18 protein-coding genes are annotated in these 18,136 nt (G+C 72.1%); 4 read left to right on the forward strand and 14 right to left on the reverse strand.

Going from position 1 to position 18,136, the window contains the following annotated elements:
• Positions 1-97 precede the first annotated feature (97 nt).
• Genes VGD70_RS25165 through VGD70_RS25175 form a run of 3 tightly spaced genes read right to left on the reverse strand, consistent with a single transcriptional unit; the run spans position 98 to position 3,207 of the window.
• On the reverse strand, positions 98-1,243 hold the full coding sequence (locus VGD70_RS25165) for a GNAT family N-acetyltransferase (protein WP_331085465.1): 1,146 nt from the start codon (positions 1,241-1,243) through the stop codon (positions 98-100).
• Positions 1,244-1,284: 41 nt separating this feature from the next.
• Positions 1,285-2,814 (reverse strand): alkaline phosphatase D family protein, encoded by a 1,530-nt coding sequence (locus VGD70_RS25170; RefSeq protein ID WP_331085466.1) that lies wholly within the window; start codon positions 2,812-2,814, stop codon positions 1,285-1,287.
• A gap of 9 nt (positions 2,815-2,823) precedes the next feature.
• On the reverse strand, positions 2,824-3,207 hold the full coding sequence (locus VGD70_RS25175) for a hypothetical protein (protein ID WP_331085468.1): 384 nt from the start codon (positions 3,205-3,207) through the stop codon (positions 2,824-2,826).
• Between the two features lie 206 nt (positions 3,208-3,413).
• Between VGD70_RS25175 and VGD70_RS25180 the strand changes: the two genes are divergently transcribed.
• Positions 3,414-3,959, forward strand: coding sequence for a ferritin (locus VGD70_RS25180; protein ID WP_331085471.1), 546 nt, complete (start codon positions 3,414-3,416; stop codon positions 3,957-3,959).
• 122 nt (positions 3,960-4,081) lie between these two features.
• Here VGD70_RS25180 and VGD70_RS25185 read toward each other — a convergent pair whose 3' ends face one another.
• Genes VGD70_RS25185 through VGD70_RS25195 form a run of 3 tightly spaced genes read right to left on the reverse strand, consistent with a single transcriptional unit; the run spans position 4,082 to position 6,177 of the window.
• The gene (locus VGD70_RS25185) at positions 4,082-4,423 is read right to left on the reverse strand and encodes a DUF952 domain-containing protein (RefSeq protein ID WP_331085473.1); all 342 of its coding nucleotides are present in this window, start codon (positions 4,421-4,423) and stop codon (positions 4,082-4,084) included.
• A gap of 1 nt (position 4,424) precedes the next feature.
• Entirely contained in the window at positions 4,425-5,363 is a 939-nt protein-coding gene (locus VGD70_RS25190) for a DUF5926 family protein (RefSeq protein ID WP_331085475.1), read from the reverse strand.
• 10 nt (positions 5,364-5,373) lie between these two features.
• Positions 5,374-6,177 carry a glycerophosphodiester phosphodiesterase gene (locus tag VGD70_RS25195; RefSeq protein ID WP_331085477.1) on the reverse strand — a complete coding sequence of 268 codons (804 nt, stop codon included), beginning with the start codon at positions 6,175-6,177 and terminating at the stop codon, positions 5,374-5,376.
• A gap of 40 nt (positions 6,178-6,217) precedes the next feature.
• Here VGD70_RS25195 and VGD70_RS25200 point away from each other — a divergent pair, with 40 nt between their 5' ends.
• The gene (locus tag VGD70_RS25200) at positions 6,218-7,417 is read left to right on the forward strand and encodes a cytochrome P450 (protein WP_331085542.1); all 1,200 of its coding nucleotides are present in this window, start codon (positions 6,218-6,220) and stop codon (positions 7,415-7,417) included.
• Here the strand turns inward: VGD70_RS25200 and VGD70_RS25205 are convergent.
• Both VGD70_RS25205 and VGD70_RS25210 read right to left on the reverse strand, forming a co-directional pair.
• Complete coding sequence (locus VGD70_RS25205; protein ID WP_331085480.1) at positions 7,414-8,301, reverse strand: DUF4328 domain-containing protein; 888 nt, start codon at positions 8,299-8,301, stop codon at positions 7,414-7,416. The two genes, VGD70_RS25200 and VGD70_RS25205, sit on opposite strands and share 4 nt — an antisense overlap.
• A complete protein-coding gene (locus VGD70_RS25210) occupies positions 8,298-8,636 on the reverse strand; it encodes a rhodanese-like domain-containing protein (protein ID WP_331085482.1) in 339 nt (112 codons plus the stop codon). Before VGD70_RS25210 ends, VGD70_RS25205 begins: the two co-directional genes overlap by 4 nt.
• 154 nt (positions 8,637-8,790) lie before the next feature.
• Between VGD70_RS25210 and VGD70_RS25215 the strand changes: the two genes are divergently transcribed.
• Complete coding sequence (locus VGD70_RS25215) at positions 8,791-11,028, forward strand: P-loop NTPase fold protein (RefSeq protein WP_331085484.1); 2,238 nt, start codon at positions 8,791-8,793, stop codon at positions 11,026-11,028.
• 33 nt (positions 11,029-11,061) lie between these two features.
• Complete coding sequence (locus VGD70_RS25220; protein WP_331085486.1) at positions 11,062-11,460, forward strand: SgcJ/EcaC family oxidoreductase; 399 nt, start codon at positions 11,062-11,064, stop codon at positions 11,458-11,460.
• A gap of 443 nt (positions 11,461-11,903) precedes the next feature.
• Here VGD70_RS25220 and VGD70_RS25225 read toward each other — a convergent pair whose 3' ends face one another.
• The 6 genes from VGD70_RS25225 to VGD70_RS25250 form a co-directional block, all read right to left on the reverse strand.
• On the reverse strand, positions 11,904-13,541 hold the full coding sequence (locus VGD70_RS25225) for a cation acetate symporter (protein ID WP_331085488.1): 1,638 nt from the start codon (positions 13,539-13,541) through the stop codon (positions 11,904-11,906).
• A complete protein-coding gene (locus tag VGD70_RS25230; RefSeq protein ID WP_331085490.1) occupies positions 13,538-13,918 on the reverse strand; it encodes a DUF485 domain-containing protein in 381 nt (126 codons plus the stop codon). The genes VGD70_RS25225 and VGD70_RS25230 overlap by 4 nt, the downstream gene beginning before the upstream one ends.
• A gap of 150 nt (positions 13,919-14,068) precedes the next feature.
• Positions 14,069-15,796, reverse strand: a complete 1,728-nt coding sequence (locus VGD70_RS25235; RefSeq protein WP_331085492.1) for a cation acetate symporter — start codon at positions 15,794-15,796, stop codon at positions 14,069-14,071.
• A gap of 22 nt (positions 15,797-15,818) precedes the next feature.
• Positions 15,819-16,145 carry a hypothetical protein gene (locus VGD70_RS25240; RefSeq protein WP_414638049.1) on the reverse strand — a complete coding sequence of 109 codons (327 nt, stop codon included), beginning with the start codon at positions 16,143-16,145 and terminating at the stop codon, positions 15,819-15,821.
• A gap of 26 nt (positions 16,146-16,171) precedes the next feature.
• The gene (locus VGD70_RS25245) at positions 16,172-16,951 is read right to left on the reverse strand and encodes a LytTR family DNA-binding domain-containing protein (protein WP_331085496.1); all 780 of its coding nucleotides are present in this window, start codon (positions 16,949-16,951) and stop codon (positions 16,172-16,174) included.
• Between the two features lie 70 nt (positions 16,952-17,021).
• A complete protein-coding gene (locus VGD70_RS25250; protein WP_414638050.1) occupies positions 17,022-18,116 on the reverse strand; it encodes a sensor histidine kinase in 1,095 nt (364 codons plus the stop codon).
• Positions 18,117-18,136: the final 20 nt, after the last annotated feature.

Consider the following 18,136-nt stretch of genomic DNA (forward strand, 5'->3'; position numbering starts at 1 on the left):
CGGAGGTGAACCCTGGCGGGGAGTTGGCTCATCGCCCGACCGCGGTCGTAGCTGACCTTCGTGTCGAGCACCGCGCCGCCTCAGCCGTGGAGCGCGATCACGGGTTCCAGGCCGGGTTCAGGCGGTGGTAGATCGCCATGTCGTCGAAGTCCGACTCGCCTGTCGTGAAGGACTTCGGTTCGGTTCCTATGTGGATGAAGCCGACCTGCTCGACCGCGTGGCGGGAGGCCTTGTTGCTCGCCGCGGTGGTGAGGCTCAGGCGGCGCTTGCCCAGGCCGCCGTCGGCCGCCGGGCGGAAGGACCACTCGACCACCGACCGCAGCGCCTCGGTGAGCACGCCGCGGCCGCGGGCGTCCGGGTGGACCGCGTAGCCCAGCTTGGCCTCCGTGTCGTCCAGGCCCTCGAGGTCGAACAGCTGGATGTGGCCGACCATGAGATCGGTGTCCCGGTCGGCGATGCACCAGTTGTAGCGATCACCGCGGGCCGAGCCCTCCAGGTTGCGCCGGATCAGCGCCGCCCCGTCGGGCACGTCGCGAACGGCCTTCACGCGGCCGTTGAAGTGGCGGCTCCGCGGGTCGGCGAACATCTCGCCGAACCGGGTGGCGTCGGACTCGCGGTTGGGGCGCAGGCGCAGCCGCTCCGACTCGAGGACCGGCTCCACGTTCCACCTGCTCTTCGGCTCGCGGGTGTCGCCGGCACGCAGCGAGCCCAGCCACGCGTCGTGCCGGACGCCGCGATGCAGCAGGAACTTGGCCACCGTCCCGTCGAAGCTGAAGCCGTTCGCCCACGCCACCCGGCGGGAGGCCCAGTTGCCGACCCGCGCGTACCAGACGACGACGTCGAAGCCCCGCGCCTCGAAGCCCCAGTCCAGCAGCAAAGTCACCGCGCGACCGCACACCCCGCGGCCACGCACCGCCGGGTGCAGGCCGTAGGCGAGTTCGGCCACCCCGCCGGCGAGCGTGCGCAGGCTGACCGAGCCGGCGAACCGCGGCTCGCCGCAGGGGTGTTCGGCCTCGATCGCGAAGCCGTACTCGCTGCCCGAACGCCAGCCGGCCGGCATGAACTCGGTGGCGTAGTGGACCGCGTCCGCACGCGCGAACGGCACGGGGACGTTGGTCCACTCGATCGACAGCGGGTCGGTGCACTGCTCGACCATCGCGTCCACATCGGACGGCTCGTGGGCGCGCAGGGTGACCACGCCGTCGGTGAGCGTGGGAACGTCATCGGGAAAGGTGCCGGCCATCCGCCCATGGTCGACGGCCGGCACCCTCGCGTGCAACGTGGTTACCCTGCCTGCAGGCCCGGCCGCCCGTCCTGCACCACGAACCGGCGACTCACCGCCATCGTCACCTTCGCCGGATCCGGCTCGACGATCGAGGACACCTTCGTGAACTCCGCGGTCAGCTCCGTGCCGGTGACCGTGGCCCGCACGTACCCACGCTGGTTACCCACGTAGTGCACGTGCGGGTTCTTCGCCACCTCCGCCGGCGGCGGGTCACTGCTGCCCGGGTTGCCGCCGGAGGTGATCGACGACGTCACCAGCTCCGTCCCGACGATGGCCGACGCGTGGTCGAAGTAGTTGAGCCGCAGGTCGTTGGCCCAGTGCCGGTGCACGTCGCCGGTCAGCACGACCGGGTTGCGCACCCGCCGGTCGATCCAGCCCTGGGTGATCCGCTTGCGCGACGCGTCGTACCCGTCCCACGCGTCCTCGCTGACGTCGCAGGTGCCGGTGGCGCCGTCGACGTCGCGGCCCGCGAAGAACACCTGCTGGCCCAGCAGGTCCCACTTCGAGCCGCCGGCGGCCAGCCCGTCGAGCAGCCACTTCTCCTGCGCCGCACCGGTGAGCGTGCGGTCGGTCCGGCGGATCTCGGTGCAGTTGTTGTTCGGCGCCTGCTGCCAGCGGTACTGCCGGGTGTCCATCATGTGGAAGCGCGCCAGCGTCCCCCACGGCACCCGCCGGTACAGCGGGATGGCGGGCCCGGTCGGCTTCATCGACCTCGGCAGCGGCAGGTTCTCCCAGTACGCCTGGAACGACGCCTGCTTGCGCGCCGCGGGCCAGCCCGTGCCGTTGCCCCACCAGTTGTTCGCGAGCTCGTGGTCGTCGAACACCGCGAGCCACGGCGCCACCGCGTGCGCGGCCTTGAGCCCGGGGTCGAGCTTGGTCTGGGCGTAGCGCAGCCGGTACTCGTCGAGGTTGTCCACCTCGTCGAAGTCGACGTACCCGCGCACCTTGGTGCCCAGGCCGGACTGCTTCTCGTACATGTAGTCGCCGAGGAACAGGATCAGGTCGGGCTCGTCGGCGGCCATGAACCGGTGCGCGTGGTACCAGCCCTCCTCGAAGTGCTGACACGACGCCATCGCCACCTTCACCGAGCCCGGGTCGCTGCCCGCGGCGGGCGCGGTCCGGGTACGCCCGACCGGTGAGATGAACGTGCCGCTCCTGAACCGGTAGAAGAACTCCGCACCGGCCGGCAGCCCGCGCGGCTCGGCGTGCACGCTGTGCCCCTCGCCGGCGATGGCGGTCTCGGTGCCGCGCTGGACGACGGTGGCGAACGCCTCGTCGGTGGCGATCTCCCAGTCCACGGCCACGTTGGCGGTCCCCATGCCCCCGCCGATGTCCAGCGGCTTGGCCGCGAGCCGGGTCCACAGCACCATCCCGTCCGGCCGCGGGTCGCCGGAGGCCACGCCGAGCTGGAACGGGTCCCCCGCGACGGCCCGCGGGCCGGACGCGCCCGCCAGGCCGGGCAGCGCGACCGCACCACCGGCGGCGGCCAGGCCGGCCACGAGGAACAGGCGTCGGTTGAGCTTGGTCATGCCGGCCTCCTAGGCGATGTCGGTGATGGTGGCGCCGCAGGTGCTCTGGAGAACTGCCCTGGTCCCGTACTCGCCGAGGCACGCGCGGTAGGTGACCCAGCTGCCCTCGGCGAACTCGAGGTCCGCCGTGACGTTCGTGCCGTTGCCGTTCGCGTTCCACACCAGGTGCGGGCCGCTGCCGTCGGGCAGCCAGTAGAGGGCGACCGCCGAGTGGCCGTCCCCGGCCTGGTCGTAGACCTTGAACACCTCCCCGTAGGACTGGAAGGTGACCCGGCCGGCGCATCCGCTGCCCGAGGTGCACCGCTCGCTGTCCGCGCTCGCGGTGGCCCCGCCGGCCAGCAGGATCGTGCCGACCATCGAGGTGATCAGCACGGACCGACGTAAGGCTGTCATGATCTCGCTCCCATCTGTCGTGGTTGCTCATTTTCGGACAGATCCGAACATGAGTGGAGGAGAAACGTCACGAGCGTACGACACCGGGGCGCGATTAGGAATGCCTTACCTGAATTGCGTTTCCATAGGCTTGCCTAATTGTGTGGAAATTGTCAGGCAAGGCTGCCGCCTGGCGCGGGAATCAGGCTCTGCGTATTATCGAATTCATGTCGAAGACAGGCAACCTCTCGAAGTTCCTCTCCATGCTGCAGGAGCAGGTGCGGCACGAGTTCACCGCGTCGCAGCAGTACGTGGCCCTGGCTGTCTGGTTCGACGGCCAGGACCTGCCGCGGCTCGCCAAGCACTTCTACCGGCAGTCGCTGGAGGAGCGGAACCACGCGATGATGATCGTGCAATACCTGCTCGACAATGACGCCGCGCCTATCATTCCCGGCATCGACAATGTGCGGACCGATTTCTCCGAGGCGGCCGACCTGGTGTCCCTGGCGCTCCAGCAGGAGAAGAACGTCACCGAGGAGATCATCAACCTCGCCAAGATCGCCCGCGACGAGGACGACTACAAGGGCGAGCAGTTCATGCAGTGGTTCCTCAAGGAGCAGGTCGAGGAGGTGGCGCAGATGACCACGTTGCTCAACGTGGTTCGACGAGCCGGCGGCAACCTGTTCGACGTGGAGAACTTCCTCGCCCGCGAGTCCGTCGGCGAGTCCGGCGACGACCCGCTGGCCCCACGCACGGCCGGCGGCCGGATCTGACGACCACCGACTGACAACCACCGACTGACGACCAGACGAACGCCGCCCCGGACCGCGTGGCCCGGGGCGGCGTTCTCGTGCCACGGGTTCGCGTACCCGGGCGCCAGCTGGCGAACCGTGACCTAACGGGCCAGCGCGGCCGGGAGCTGGAAGCGGCCGTCAGGGCCGGGTGGGAAGTCGTGCACGGCGACGACCGCGGCGGGCGGGATCGGGCCGTAGACGTGGGGGAACCAGGCGCCGTTCGGGTCCGGTGGGGCGCCGGGCTCCCAGCGCAGCGGGACGTCCAGCCTGGCCGGGTCGATCTCCAGCAGGGCCAGGTCGGTGCGGCCGGCGTAGAGGCGGTTGGCCGGCAGGTGCACGGTGCCGAAGTCCGAGCAGTGGACGAAGCCCTCGGTGTCCAGCGAGTCGGCGCGGTAGGGCGCGTCGGGGTGCCAGGCGCCGCGGGTGGTGATGTGCAGGATCACGTCAGCGGATGGTGATCTGGCGGCCGACGAGACCGTCGCGGGCGCGGCGTTCCTCGCTGGTGAGCGGCTCGTCGCCGAGGGACGCGAGCGCGGCGGCGAGCCGCTCGCCGAGCTGCTCGGCCGGCTCGGTCCACTCGCGGGCGTGCTTCTCGCTGTCGAGGTCCCACACCGGGACCAGCAGGCCGTGCGCGCGGAAGGAGCCCGCGTAGCGGGAACCCTCGCCGAGGCCGAGCTCGCCGCGGGCGGACAGCCGGGCCAGCGCGAACAGCAGCTGCTCCTCCGACTCCGGGCGGACCCAGCGCAGGTGGCAGCGGTCGCCGGCGTCGACCCAGTAGGCGGCCGGGCCGATCCGCTCGGTGGGCATGATCGCGGCGTTGGCCCGCTCCAGCGACAGCGCGACCTCGCCGGTCGGCTCCTCGCCCTCGGGCATCCACCACGTGAAGTCCGTGTGCACGGCCGGCTCGAGGACCTGCTCGACGTCGACCAGGTCCTGGAAGCGCTCGCGGTCGGCCGACTCGTCGGTCTCCGGGCCGATGACCGGCAGCACGGCGCCCGCCTCGGCCTCCAGCGCCCAGCGCAGCGCGCGGGCCATGTCCCGGCTGACGTCGCTGGAGCGGGTCTGCACCTGCAGGCCCACCAGGGCCGTCCCGTCCGCGCGGACGAGCGCCGCGGACGCCATCGGCAGCACGGTGGCCAGCGTGACCTCGCGCTCCGCCGGCTTCGCGAGCGCGAGCGGCGCGGTGGCCGACGGGACGAACTCGCGCAGCGCGATGAGCTCGCACTCCCCGGCGAGACCCCCGAGCGGGCGGGCGACAGGCAGCTCGACCGGGCCGCCGGAGCTGCCGTGGCATGCCTTGTACCGCTTGCCGGAGCCGCACGGGCAGGGCTGGCGCGGGTTGATGCCGTCGGTGCGCTGCTTCACGGCGGATCGCTTGGCCATGGGCACGACGCTACCGGTTGAGCAGTGACCGGGTGGTGGCCGGGGAGTTCGTCGCGACGTAGCGAACGCCGAGGCGGCGGCACAGCTCGAGGTCGGCCGGATCGTCGACCGTCCAGGTGTAGGTGGGGTGGCCGGCCGCGGCCGCGCGGGCCACGTAGTCCGGGTCGGTGCGCAGCAGGTGCACGCCGGGTCCGGTGTAGTCGGCGGAGCGGGGCAGCGTGCCGTCCCAGCGCACCGCGGAGAGCTGGTTCAGCAGCAGGACCGTGGGCAGCCGCGCCGAGTGCTGGCGGATCCGGCGCACGGCCATGGCGGAGAACGACATCATCACGACCGGTGAGTCCTCTTTGGACTTCGGGTTGGCGAGGCGGTAGCGGCTGAGCAGGGCGACCAGCTTCGCCTCGACGAGGCCGCCGTAGCGGACCGGGTGCTTGGTCTCGACGAACAGCGTGGTGCCCGGCGAGTCCGCGACGAGGTCGAGCAGCGACTCCAGGGTGAGCACGCCGTAGTCGTTCGGGTCGGGCGTCCACACGGGCTCGCGCACCAGGTCGTCGGCGCTGTCCGGCATCGCCGCGTCGTAGCGGCCGTAGTCCAGTTCGGACATTCGCTCCAGGGTGAGCGTGCTGACCACGCCGCGGCCGGTCGACGTGCGGTCGACCCTGCGGTCGTGGACGCACACGAGGTGACCGTCGCGGGTCAGCCGGACATCGCATTCGAGTCCGTCGGCGCCCTGTTCGAGGGCGAGTGCGTAGGCGGCGACCGTGTGCTCCGCCCGGTGTGCGGAAGCTCCCCGGTGTGCCACGACTGCGGGCTGCACGGCGCGGATCATCGCACAGAACGGATACCGTCGCCGTGTGCTGTTCGATCCTCGGGACGAGGCGTTTCTCGCCGATCCCTATCCGGTGTTCGACTCGCTGCGGGCCGGCGGCGAGGTGCGGTGGCACGAGGGGCTCGGGCTGGCGGTGGCGGTGTCGCACGCGGCGTGCTCGGCGGTGCTGCGGGACCGCTCGGCCGGGCGGCTGTGGACCGACCGCACGCCGGTCGAGTCGTTCGCGGCGTTCAACCTGCTGCACCAGAACTCGCTGCTGGAGAACGAGCCGCCGCGGCACACCCGGCTGCGCCGGCTGATCTCGGCGGCGTTCGCCCGCGGCCACACGGCCCGGCTGTCGCCGTGGGTGGCGTCGGTGGCCTCGTCGCTGGTGTCGTCGCTGGCCGCCGCGATCGCGGCGGACGGGTCGGCGGACCTGCTGGCGCACGTCGCCGCGCCGCTGCCGGTGGAGGTGATCGCGGAGCTGCTCGGCGTGCCGGCGGCCGACCGGCACCGCCTCCAGCCGTGGTCGAACGCGATCGTGAAGATGTACGAGTACGACCTGGCGCCCCCGCTCGCGGCCGCCGCGGAGTCCGCCGCCGCCGAGTTCGTCGCCTACCTGCGCTCGCTGGCCGCCACCCGCGCCACCGCGCCGGGCGACGACCTCGTCAGCGACCTCGTGTCGGTGCGCGACGGCTCGGACCGGCTGACCGACGACGAGCTGGTCGGGACCGCGGTGCTGCTGCTGATGGCCGGCCACGAGGCGACGGTGAACGTGATCGGCAACGGCGTGCTCGCGTTGCTGCGCAACCGGTCGGAGTGGGAGCGGCTGGTCGCGTCGCCGGCGCTGCTGCCGACCGCGGTGGAGGAGCTGATCCGCTACGACGCGCCGCTGCAGCTGTTCGAGCGGACCGCCACCGCGCCGACCACGATCGCGGGCTACGACCTGGCACCCGGCGAGCGGGTCGCGGCGCTGCTGGGTGCCGCCGCGCGCGATCCCCTGGTGTTCGACCGGCCCGCCGCGCTGGACGTCGGCCGCTCACCCAACCCGCACCTGGGCTTCGGCGCGGGGATCCACTACTGCGTTGGCGCGCCGCTGGCCCGGGTGGAGGTGGCGGCCGCGTTGTCGGCGCTGGTCACCCAGCTGCCGGATCTGCGACTGGCCGACGAGCCCACGCGCCGCGGGGAGTTCGTGATCCGCGGCCTGCGCACGCTCCCGGTGACCACCGTCCCCCGGCGATACGGCTAGCGCTTGGAGTGGGCCAGGCGGACCGGGCGGAGCTCGGGGTCCGGGGCGTCCTCGACGCGGATGACGCGCATGAAGCGGACCTTGCGCGGGTCCAGCGGGGCCAGCAGCGTCGACAGGCGGCGGACGGTGAGCGCGGTGAGGACGGCGACCGCGACCGCGGCCAGGTCGGTGAGGGCGCTGAGGATCACGCCGTCGGCCTGGGCCTGGACGCCGGAGCGGAAGCGCCACAGGATCGTGGCGCCGAAGAGGAGGCCGCCGACAACCCAGACCGCCCACCAGATCGTGGTGGCGCGGGACGGGGTGGGGCGCTCGTCGGCCGGGCGGCGCAGGACGTGGTGCTCGAGCTCGGTGAGCAGGACACCGGCCATGGCCAGGTTGACGCCCGGGATGAGCAGGTAGGCGAGCACCTGCCAGTCGCGGCGGCCCAGGGTCTGGTCGGCGGCCTCGGCGGCGGCGTGGCGGGCCAGGTGCAACCACGAGATCGTGACGGTGGCGGCCAGGACGGCGAACGCGAGCGCCAGGACCGAGCCGATGGTGACGACGGCGTCGGAGGTGGCGACGAGCCGGTCGGAGAGCGCGCCCTCGCGGCTGCGCAGGAGCAGGACGTAGCGCCAGATCTCCCCGGCGGCGGCCATGAGGGCGAGGGCGGCCAGCGTCCACATCATCGCGGCGGCGTGCCCGCCCACCGCGCGGACGCGGTCGACGGTGACCGGCTCCTGCTCGCCGGTGCGGGTGCCGGGGACGGTGGTGGGCCAGCGCCACGCGAGCGGCGGGAAGCCCCAGCGCGGGGTGGCGCGGTAGGCGGGCGGGCCGAGGTAGGGCAGCCGGCGTCTCGGCTGCCTCTCACGCGTGGTCCGCGGGCTCGTGGCCACCCACCTGGTCATATGACCTGCGGCTCCCCCTGGTCGCAGGCGAGGTCGCGGCCGGCGGCGTGCCAGGACTGCATGCCGCCGTCGACGTTGCGCGCGTCCCAGCCGTTGGCGTTGAGGTAGGCGGTGACCCGCGCGGACCGGCCGCCGCTGCGGCAGACGACGAGCACCTCCTGGTCGGCGGGCAGCTCGCCGAGGCGTCCGGCCAGCTCGCTCATGGGGATGTGCTGGGCCCGCGGCGCGTGGCCGGCGTCCCACTCGTCCTGCTCCCGCACGTCGAGCAGGGTGACGTCCTGCGGCAGCTCGGCGGGCAGCTCGGGCACGGTCACGGTGGGCACCTGTGATGGCATCACACCGAAGATGCTGCCACGCTCCCCCGTCAGGCGCCCGTGAGCCCGCCGGCTCACTTGCCCGGCGCGGCCAGTGCCTTCCCCACCCGCAACCACCTCCGCCCATCTACGCCGAAGTCTTCCCTGCGGTTGCACGGTGCGAGAAGGTGTGCGCGTGACTCTCACACTGGGGCCCGAGGTCGACCACAACGCGCCGCTCGACAAGGCGCTCGGCTCGCCGGGGTTCGTGGTGGTGGTCCACGACACGGCGACCGAGGCCGAGCTCGCCATCCGCGAATCGCTGGGCCGGATCCGCCCGGACTGCGCCCTGTTCACCGGCGAGGCGCCCATCTCCACCGACGACCTCGCCGGGCACGACCACGACGCGGTGTTCCTGCTGGATCCCGCGGAGACCCAGGAGCTGCTGACCCGCGCGAAGCGGATGAGCCCGCTCGACCAGCTCTTCCAGCGGCTGCCGAACACGGTGGTCAGCTGCGGCGACGCCGGGACCGTCCGGGAGCTGCTCATCGACCTGGCGGACCTGCCGCACCACGTGATCCGGCTCGACGGCCAGCGGCACGCGCCGGGCTACCAGGCCGACACCGACGCCGGCACCGACCAGCTCGCCACCTCGCCCGACGTCGACATGCTGGCCGACCTCGTGGCGTCGCGGCTGATCAAGCCGCCGCTGTCGATCGGGCTGTTCGGGAACTGGGGGTCGGGCAAGAGCTTCTTCATGCGGCAGCTGCGCGAGCGGGTCCGGGTGCTCGCCGACGCGGCCGCCGCCGAGGAGATCGCGGCCCGGCAGCGGGGGCGGGCGGTCTCGTCGTACTGCTCGTCGGTCCGGCAGATCACGTTCAACGCCTGGCACTACGTCGAGGCCAACCTGTGGGCGAGCCTCGCCGCGCACATCTTCGACAACCTCGCGGCCGGTGGCTCCGAGGACGACCTGAGACGAAGAGCCGACCAGCTGGGCGAGTTGCGCAGGAACGAGCAGTCCCTGCTCACCCAGCTGAGTGCCGTCCGGCTCGAACGGATGATGATCGCCGCCCAGCACCAGCGACAGCCGGTCGCGGTCGACCTCACTGGGGACGACTACGCGTGGGTGGCCAAGGAGCTCGGCGTACCCGCCGCGACGATCGCCGACGTGCGGCGCTTCGCCGAGGAGGTCGGCGGCGTCAAGGCCGCGACCAAGCAGGCCGGCTCGCTGTTCAAGAGCAGCCCGTTCGCGTGGGTGACCCTCGGCGCCGGGCTGATCCTGGCCGGGGTCCTCGCGTTCGTGGTGCAGAGCCCGGCGTGGCCGGTGGTCACCGCCGTCGTGTCGGCGATCGTGGCCGCGACACCCGTGATCACGAAGGTGCGGGAGGCCACGACGCGGATCAACCGGGCCGCGCAGACCGCGCAGGCGGCCACCGGGCAGCGGCTCGCCGAGCTGGACGCGGAGACCGCGCGGCTGGAGCGGGCGGTCGCGGAGCTCGCGCCGGGCCACGACGCGACGGCGTTCGCCCAGTCCCGCCAGGACGACTACCGCCAGCACCTCGGCGTGGTGTCGTTGCTGCGGCGGGACCTGGAGACGTTCGCGGCGATCCTCGACAGGGAGCGCGAGGCCGACGGCGGGCTCGAGCGGATCGTGCTCTACATCGACGATCTCGACCGGTGCCCGCCCGATGTCGTCGTCAAGATGCTCGAGGCGATCCACCTGCTCGTGGCGCTGCCGGTGTTCGTCGTCGTGGTCGCGGCGGACTCGCGGTGGCTGCTGCAGGCGATCCGGCAGCACTACGCCGACATGCTGCCCGACGACGTGCTGACGCCGGCGGACTACGTCGAGAAGATCTTCCAGATCCCGTTCCAGCTGTCCGGCATGGACGAGGACGGGTTCGCGGACCTGGTGCGCGAGCTGGCCGGTTCCGGGCCGCCGCGGGCCACCGGCGTGACCCCGCCCATCGACCCGACGGCGGACACCACGGAGCTCGGCCCGGCGATGATCGCGGCCACCCTGCGGCCCAAGCAGCTCGACATCTCCGCCGGGGAGCTGGCGTTCCTCGACCGGCTGGCCCCGCTCGTGTCCTCGCCCCGCGCGGCGAAGCGGCTGATCAACCTCTACCGGCTGCTGCGGGCCCGGCTGTCCGGCGACGATCTCGACGAGTTCGTCGAGGGCGACGGCTCGCGGGCGGCGCTGGCGCTGCTGGCCGTCCACGCGGGCGACCCCGCGGCGGCGCACGGCTTGTTCGCCCGCATCGACGCGGCGGGCTCGGGGCTGGCGTCGTGGCACGGCCTGCTGGACCGCTACCGCGAGGACGACGACGTCGAGGCGCTCTGCCGCACCCTGTCGAGGATCGGCGGGATGCCCGACTCGCTGACCGCCTACCGGGAGTGGCTGCCGCTGGTCCGCCGGTTCTCGTTCGGCCGTTGACCTCGACCTAACTCGAGGTAGGACGCTGGCCGGGTGAGCACCGACCAGGACGAGGCCGCGATCCGCCGGATCATCGCCGACGTACAGGCAGCGTTCAACACCAACGACGCCGACCTGATGACCGAGCACTTCGCCAAGGACGCCACGGCGGTGACGGCGATGGGCGAGCGGGTCACCGGCTGGGACGCCCTGCTGGCCGCGAACCGCGAGGGCCTGGCGGGTTTCCTGCGCGACCAGTACGCCCGCTACGACGTGACCGACGTCAGGTTCCTGCGCCCGGACGTGGCCCTCGCGTACAAGGAGGCCCGGGCGACGACCTCGACCGGCGACCTGATCGACCTCGACCACACGATGGTGGCCTTGTACGTCCTGGTGAAGGACAACGACCGCTGGCGCATAGCGGCCCGGCAGAACACCCTGGCGCCCCGCTGAGTCCCTACCGAACCTCACGTGCTCGAACGCGACTCGTACCCGCGCACGCGCGGGCAGATGGCTGCATGTTCAGGCGGTAGCGCGGCGCGCTGGGGAGCTGTCGTCGACGGTCGCCGCAGGTGATCGCGACACGTTGATCGCCGCTGCCTGGCTGCACGATATCGGCTACGCACCCGAGGTTGATCGCTCAGGATTCCACCGCTCGACGGCGCTCGCTACCTGCGGGACGCTGGGTGGCCGGCGAACATCGTTGATCTTGTGGCGCATCACTCGGGTGCCCGGTTCGAGGCGGACGACATTCGAGCGAGGCGGGGCGAGATGCCGAGGCCGGCGCTGGTTTCCGGCACCCGTCGCGCGGGGCTGCCACAGCTGGGACGAGGGCTGGGACGAGTGCGGCCCCCGGTCCCCTGTTCGGGATCGGGGGCCACACTCCGGCGGGGTCGTTAGTGGACCACCGCCTTCTCGGCGTGCGCCCCGGTCAGTGCGCGCACCTCCATCTCCGCATACTTCGCCTCGTTGCGCTCCTTGGAGAGGACCGTCCCGAGGTAGCCCAGCAGGAACGCGACCGGGATCGACACGAGCCCGGGGTTGTCCAGGGGGAACCAGTGGAAGTCCACGTTCTGCAGCATCGACGGGCTCTTGCCGGTCGTCGGGTTCACGGGCTTCCCGGACACCGCCGGCGAGAAGATGATCAGCACCAGGCAGACGAACAGACCGCCGTAGATGCTCCACAGCGCACCCGCGGTGTTGAACCGCTTCCAGAACAGCGAGTAGAGGATCGTCGGCAGGTTCGCCGAGGCCGCCACCGCGAACGCCAGCGCCACGAGGAACGCGATGTTCTGCCCGTTCGCGACGATGCCGCCCAGGATGGCCACCGCGCCGATCACCAGGGCGGTGATGCGGGCGACCCGGACCTCCTGCGCCTTGTCGTCGACGGCGCCCTTCTTGATGACGTTGGCATAGATGTCGTGCGCGAACGACGCCGACGCGGTGATCGTCAGGCCGGCGACCACGGCGAGGATCGTCGCGAACGCCACCGCCGCGATGATGCCCAGGAGCACCGTGCCGCCCAGGGCGTAGGCGAGCAGGGGTGCCGCCGAGTTCGTCGCGCCGGGTGCCTTGGTGATCGTCTCCGCGCCCACCAGCGCGCCCGCGCCGTAGCCGAGCACCAGGGTGAACAGGTAGAAGATGCCGATCAGCCAGATCGCCCAGACGACCGACTTCCGCGCCTCCTTGGCCGTGGGCACCGTGTAGAACCGCATGAGGATGTGCGGCAGGCCCGCGGTGCCGAGCACGAGCGCCAGCGCCAGGGACACGAAGTCGATCTTGGTGGTGCCGGTGAGGCCGTACTGCGCGCCGGGGTTCAGCAGCTTCTCGCCGCCCTCGCCGACCCGGGCGACCGCGTCGCCGAGCAGGCTCGAGAGGTTGAAGCCGTACTTGCCGAGCACCCATACCGTCATCGCGCCCGCGCCGATGATCAGCAGCGTGGCCTTGATGATCTGCACCCAGGTGGTGCCGCGCATGCCGCCGATGATCACGTAGACGATCATGATGACGCCGACGACCGCGATCACCAGCGCCTGGCCGGCCTTGTTCTCGATACCCAGCAGCAGCGCCACCAGGCCACCCGCGCCGGCCATCTGGGCCAGCAGGTAGAAGAACGACACGACGAGCGTGGACGTCGCCGCCGCCGCGCGGACCGGACGCTGGCGCATCCGGAAGCTCAGCATGTCGCCCATCGTGTACTTGCCGGTGTTGCGCAGGAGCTCGGCCACCAGTAGCAGCGCGATCAGCCACGCCACCAGGAAGCCGATCGAGTAGAGGAACCCGTCGTAGCCGTTGACCGCGATGGCGCCGGCGATGCCCAGGAACGACGCCGCCGACAGGTAGTCACCGGAGATCGCGATGCCGTTCTGCGCACCGGTGAACGAGTGGCCCGCGGCGTAGTAGTCGACCGCCGTCTTGTTGGAGCGGCTCGCGCGGAACACGATCACCAGGGTGATCACGACGAACACGGCGAAGATGCTGATGTTGAGCGCGGGGTTGCTGCCCTCGACGCCCGCCGCCAGGTTCAGGCTCATCGCACGCCTCCCTCGACGTCGGTGTCCGTGCCGGTGACGGCGCCGCCCTCGACGTCGGTACGGATCTTGTCCGCCAGCGGGTCGAGCTTCCGGTTGGCGTGCCGGACGTACAGGCTGGTGATCACGAAGGTGGACACGAACTGCAGCAGGCCGAAGATGAGGCCGATGTTGATGTTGCCGAGGACCTTGGTGTCCATGAAGCCGTGCGCGTAGTCGGACAGCAGCACGTACAGCAGGTACCAGGCGAGGAACGCCACGGTCATCGGGAACACGAAGCCGCGGAACCGGCGCCGCAGCTCGGTGAACTCGGCGCTCTGCTCGATCTTCACCCAATCGGGACCCGGCGTCGGTGGTGGGTCCTGTTCGGTGCTACTCACGGTGCCTCCTGGGGGGCCCAAGAAGAAGTGAAATTCGTTCTAATGACCCTAGGAAGATGCCAGTCTGGGCAAAATCGTCAGCCGGTAAACCGCGCCGAGCTGCGACGAACGGTTGACCAACGGCACACCTGACGCGTCGAGTGGCCTACGTCACGTTCTAGTTTCGCTCGTTCGGGTGGCTTCGCGGAGGGCCCGCAGGCGGTCGGCCGGGGTCTCGAGGCGGTCCTCGTTCAGGTGCAGCCGCAACATCGCGGTGCGGGCCCATGACGGCGGCCGGCCACGCAGCGAGACGGCGATCATCGTCGTGAACGCGAGCGGGACCGACCACGGCGCGGGCTGGGCGACCAGGATCGCGAGCCAGCCGGTGACCGGGAGGCCGAGCAGGGTGCCGGCGATCGCACCGGAGGAGGCGAAAAGCCCGACGAGCACACCCGTCATCGCGCCCGCGACGGTGAGCCGCGACCACCAGATGCCGAGCACGAGCAGCGGGCAGAACGTGGACGCGGCGACGGTGAAGCCCCAGGTGACGAGCACCCCCGCGTCGAGCCGGATCGCCTGCAGGGCAAGGAGGACGACGGCCGCCGACGCGGCGACCACGGTGAACCTCAGCTGACCGAGGCCGCCGGGGAGCAGGTCGTAGGAGATCGCCCCGGAGACGACGAGGACCAGGCCCAGCGAGGTGGCGAGGAAGGCGGCGAACGCGCCGGCGGTGAGCAGCGCGGTGAACGTGCTGCCCGGCCAGCCGGCGTCGACCTGGGCGGGCAGCGCGACGACGGCGATGTCGGTGGCCCCGGAGAGGTAGAGCTGCGGGACGAGGACGCGGCCGAGGACGCCGTAGATGCCCGGAAAGAGGTAGAAGACGCTGAGCAGGCCGACGGTGAGCGCGGCCGTGCGGCGGGCGGCGCGGCCGTCCGGGCTGGTGTGGAAGCGCATGATCACGTGCGGCAGCCCCATGGTGCCCAGCGCGAGCGCGACGACGAGCGCCCAGGTGCCGAGCAGCGGGTGGCCGGCGCCCTGCAGGTCGAGCAGCGGGCGCTCCCAGCCGGTGCCTCCGGGCCGGGCCTCGCCGGTGACCTCGGGGACGTGCGCGCCCTTGGGGAAGACGACGGTGCTGCCCTGGGGAACGTCCCACGAGCCGTCCACCGTCCGCTCGGCGGCTCCTATGTGGACGGTGGTGGGCTCGGGGATCGTGAGCGTCGTGCCGACCCGGAACACCACCCGGGTGTCGTGGTCGAACCGGGTGAACTCGACCGGGTGCACGGCCTCGTCGCGGACCTGCGGGCCGACCTGGATCAGCAGCCAGACGGCCGGGACGATGAACAGCACGAGCTTGAGGACGAACTGGAACGCCTGGACGTAGGTGGCGGCCCGCATGCCGCCCAGCGCCAGCGTGATCGCGACGCCCGCGCCCGCGACGACGACGCCGACCCAGTACGGGCTGTTGCTCACCGCGGACAGGACGAGGCCCGCCGTGCGGAACTGCGGCACGAGGTAGAGCCCGCCGATGACGAGGATGACGACCGCCGTGACCCGGCGCAGCGCCGGCGAGGCGAGCCGGGCCTCGGCGAAGTCGGGGACGGTGAGGGCGCCGGAGCGGCGCATGGGCGCGGCGACGAGGACGAGCATGGCGATGTAGCCGGCCGTGAACCCGACGGGATACCAGAGCGAGCCGATGCCGTCCTTCACCACGAGCCCGGCGACGCCGAGGAAGGAGGCGGCGGAGAGGTACTCCCCGGAGACGGCGGCGGAGTTGAGCAGCGGTGAGACCCGGCGGGACGCGACGAGGAAGTCCGACGTGGTCCGCATGGCCGCGACGCCGCGAAGTCCGATGAGGAGGGTGACGAGGACGACGGGCGCCACCGCGAACGCGATGATCACCCGAGGCCCGCTCCGCTCGTGGTCACGGCGTCTCGTCCTCGGCGTGCTCGGCCCGCTTGAGCTGCCAGCCGGCCAGCAGCGACAGCGCGGGGTACGGGAGCACGGCCAGTGCCAGCCACGAGACCGGGATGCCCAGCAGCCGCACCGAGTCCAGGCCCGGGAACAGCGCGAAGACGAGCGGCAGGCCCAGGATCCCCACGAACAGCAGGACGAGCGGCGCGACCGCGAGCCGGCGTTGCGCCCGGTACAGCTCGGCCGCCCGCTCGGCGCCCGCCGGGTCCAGCTTCGGCACCCGCCAGCGGCCACGCAGCCTCCGGCGGGAATGCGCCAGGCGGGTCTGCGGGCTCATCACCGCAACCCGCTTGTGGCCTGGCATCAGACCCGCCGCTCGGAGCGGTCAAGCCGGCCGCTCCGGGCCGCCGACAGCAGGCGCTCACGCAGGTCGCGGGCGTGCCGGCGGCTCACCGGCACGTCGCCGAGATCCGTGTGCGCGAGCAGCCCGCCCATCGAGTCGCTGCGCAGCTCGCGCACCGCGTCCAGCGCCACCAGGAAGCCCCGGTGCACCCGGATGAAACCGGCCGGCTCCCAGTACTCCTCCAGCCGCGAGATCGGCATCCGCACCACGTGCACGCCCGACGTCGCGTGCAGCCGGACGTAGTCGCCGTGCGCCTCGACGAACAGCACCTCGCCGCGGCGCACGTACCGGGTGCGGCCGGCGCTCTCGACCGGCAGCGCGGCCATCGCGTCCGGCAGCGGCGACGTCTGCTCGGGAGCCTGCCGCGCGCCCGGGACCACGCGGTTGATCCGGGCCAGCGCGTCGGCCAGGCGCTCCGTGCGGACGGGCTTGAGCAGGTAGTCCAGCGCGCCGATGCCGAACGCCGCCACCGCGTGCTGCTCGTAGGCGGTGACGAACACGATGGCCGGCGGGTCGGACAGCTTCGCCAGCAGCGAGGCCAGCTCCAAGCCGTCCAGGCCGGGCATCGAGATGTCCAGGAACACCGCGTCGAACCGGCCGCTCTGGATCATCCGCAGCGCCGAGAGCGGGTCGCCCGCCCCGGCCACCTCCGCGACGTCCGGCGACTCCCGCAGCAGCCGGCACAGCTCGTCCAACGCCGGCGGCACGTCGTCCACCGCGAGGACCGACAGCCCCGTCACGACCTCACCTCGCAGGCTCGGTGCTGCCGCTCGCGGTCGCCTTGTGTCAGCCGTTCGCTCGCAAGCTCGCTCATCCGGGCATCACCCCCGGCTGGAACCGCGGGATCCGCACGACCACGCGCGTTCCCTCGCCCGGCGCCGTCTCCACGACCAGGCCGAACCACGGGCCGTAGACGTTGCGCAGCCGTCTGTCCACATTGGCCAGACCGACGCTGTCCGTGCCGCCGCGCCCGGCCAGGATCTCCTCGGCGATCGACGGGTCCATGCCGAGCCCGTCGTCCTCGACGCTGATCACGCAGTCGTTGCCCTCGGCCTCGCCGCGCACCATGACGTGCCCCGCTGCGGCGCGCGGCTCGATACCGTGCCGCACCGCGTTCTCCACCAGCGGCTGCAGCACCAGGTACGGCAGCGCCACCGCCAGCACCTCCGGCGCCACCCGGACCTGCACCTGCAGCCGCTCGCCCAGCACCGCCCGCTGCAGCGCGAGGTAGGTCTCGATCGCGTGGAACTCGTCGGCGACGGTGGTGTACTCGCCGTGCCGGGCCAGGCTGTACCGGATGTAGTCGGCGAAGTCGATCATCAGCTCGCGCGACCGGTCCGGCTCGGAGCTCACCAGCGCGGCGATCACGGTCAGCGCGTTGTAAACAAAGTGCGGCGAGATCTCCGCCCGCAGCGCCCGCAGCTCCGCCTGCGCGGCCTGCTCGGCCGACGCCTCCAGCCGGCCACGCTCCAGCGCCTCGACGATCCAGCCCGCCGCCTCCCGCGCCGCCGACCGCCGCACCGCGCCCTCGACCAGCAGCACCCCGGCCAGCTCGTGGTGGACGTGCAGCGGCAACGCCAGCAGCGGCGGCCGCCCGCTCTTGCCCTCGGTGTGCAGGACCTCCTCGACCAGCTCGGCCGCAGGCCGCTCGTCCGGCGGCGGCGTGGGCGCCCACACCGGCCGCCCGGACAGGTCCGCCAAGCCCACCCGGCCGACGTCCAGCAGCCGGCGCACCCCGCGGGCCGCGGCCCGGACACCAGGCCCGCCGAGACCGTCCTTGAGCTCCCCGGCGATGTGCCGCGCCATGCTCAGCACGGCCACCGGATCGGTGCGGGCCCACGGTCGCAGGCCGATCCGGGACCGGACCGGCGCCGGCTCAGGCGCTCGGTCGGCGGACACCGCCATCAGCGCTCCCATCATCGGCG

This window comes from Actinophytocola sp. (assembly GCF_036402745.1).
Classification (GTDB): Bacteria; Actinomycetota; Actinomycetes; order Mycobacteriales; family Pseudonocardiaceae; genus Actinophytocola.

Coding starts and splice junctions, on each gene's coding strand:
- VGD70_RS25210 (WP_331085482.1), bottom strand. CDS start 8,636: ATGCCATCACAGGTGCCCACCGTGACCGTGCCCGAGCTGCCCGCCGAG.
- VGD70_RS25170 (WP_331085466.1), bottom strand. CDS start 2,814: ATGACCAAGCTCAACCGACGCCTGTTCCTCGTGGCCGGCCTGGCCGCC.
- VGD70_RS25250 (WP_414638050.1), bottom strand. CDS start 18,116: ATGGCGGTGTCCGCCGACCGAGCGCCTGAGCCGGCGCCGGTCCGGTCC.
- VGD70_RS25175 (WP_331085468.1), bottom strand. CDS start 3,207: ATGACAGCCTTACGTCGGTCCGTGCTGATCACCTCGATGGTCGGCACG.
- VGD70_RS25190 (WP_331085475.1), bottom strand. CDS start 5,363: ATGGCCAAGCGATCCGCCGTGAAGCAGCGCACCGACGGCATCAACCCG.
- VGD70_RS25225 (WP_331085488.1), bottom strand. CDS start 13,541: ATGAGCCTGAACCTGGCGGCGGGCGTCGAGGGCAGCAACCCCGCGCTC.
- VGD70_RS25240 (WP_414638049.1), bottom strand. CDS start 16,145: ATGAGCCCGCAGACCCGCCTGGCGCATTCCCGCCGGAGGCTGCGTGGC.
- VGD70_RS25205 (WP_331085480.1), bottom strand. CDS start 8,301: ATGACCAGGTGGGTGGCCACGAGCCCGCGGACCACGCGTGAGAGGCAG.
- VGD70_RS25165 (WP_331085465.1), bottom strand. CDS start 1,243: ATGGCCGGCACCTTTCCCGATGACGTTCCCACGCTCACCGACGGCGTG.
- VGD70_RS25180 (WP_331085471.1), top strand. CDS start 3,414: ATGTCGAAGACAGGCAACCTCTCGAAGTTCCTCTCCATGCTGCAGGAG.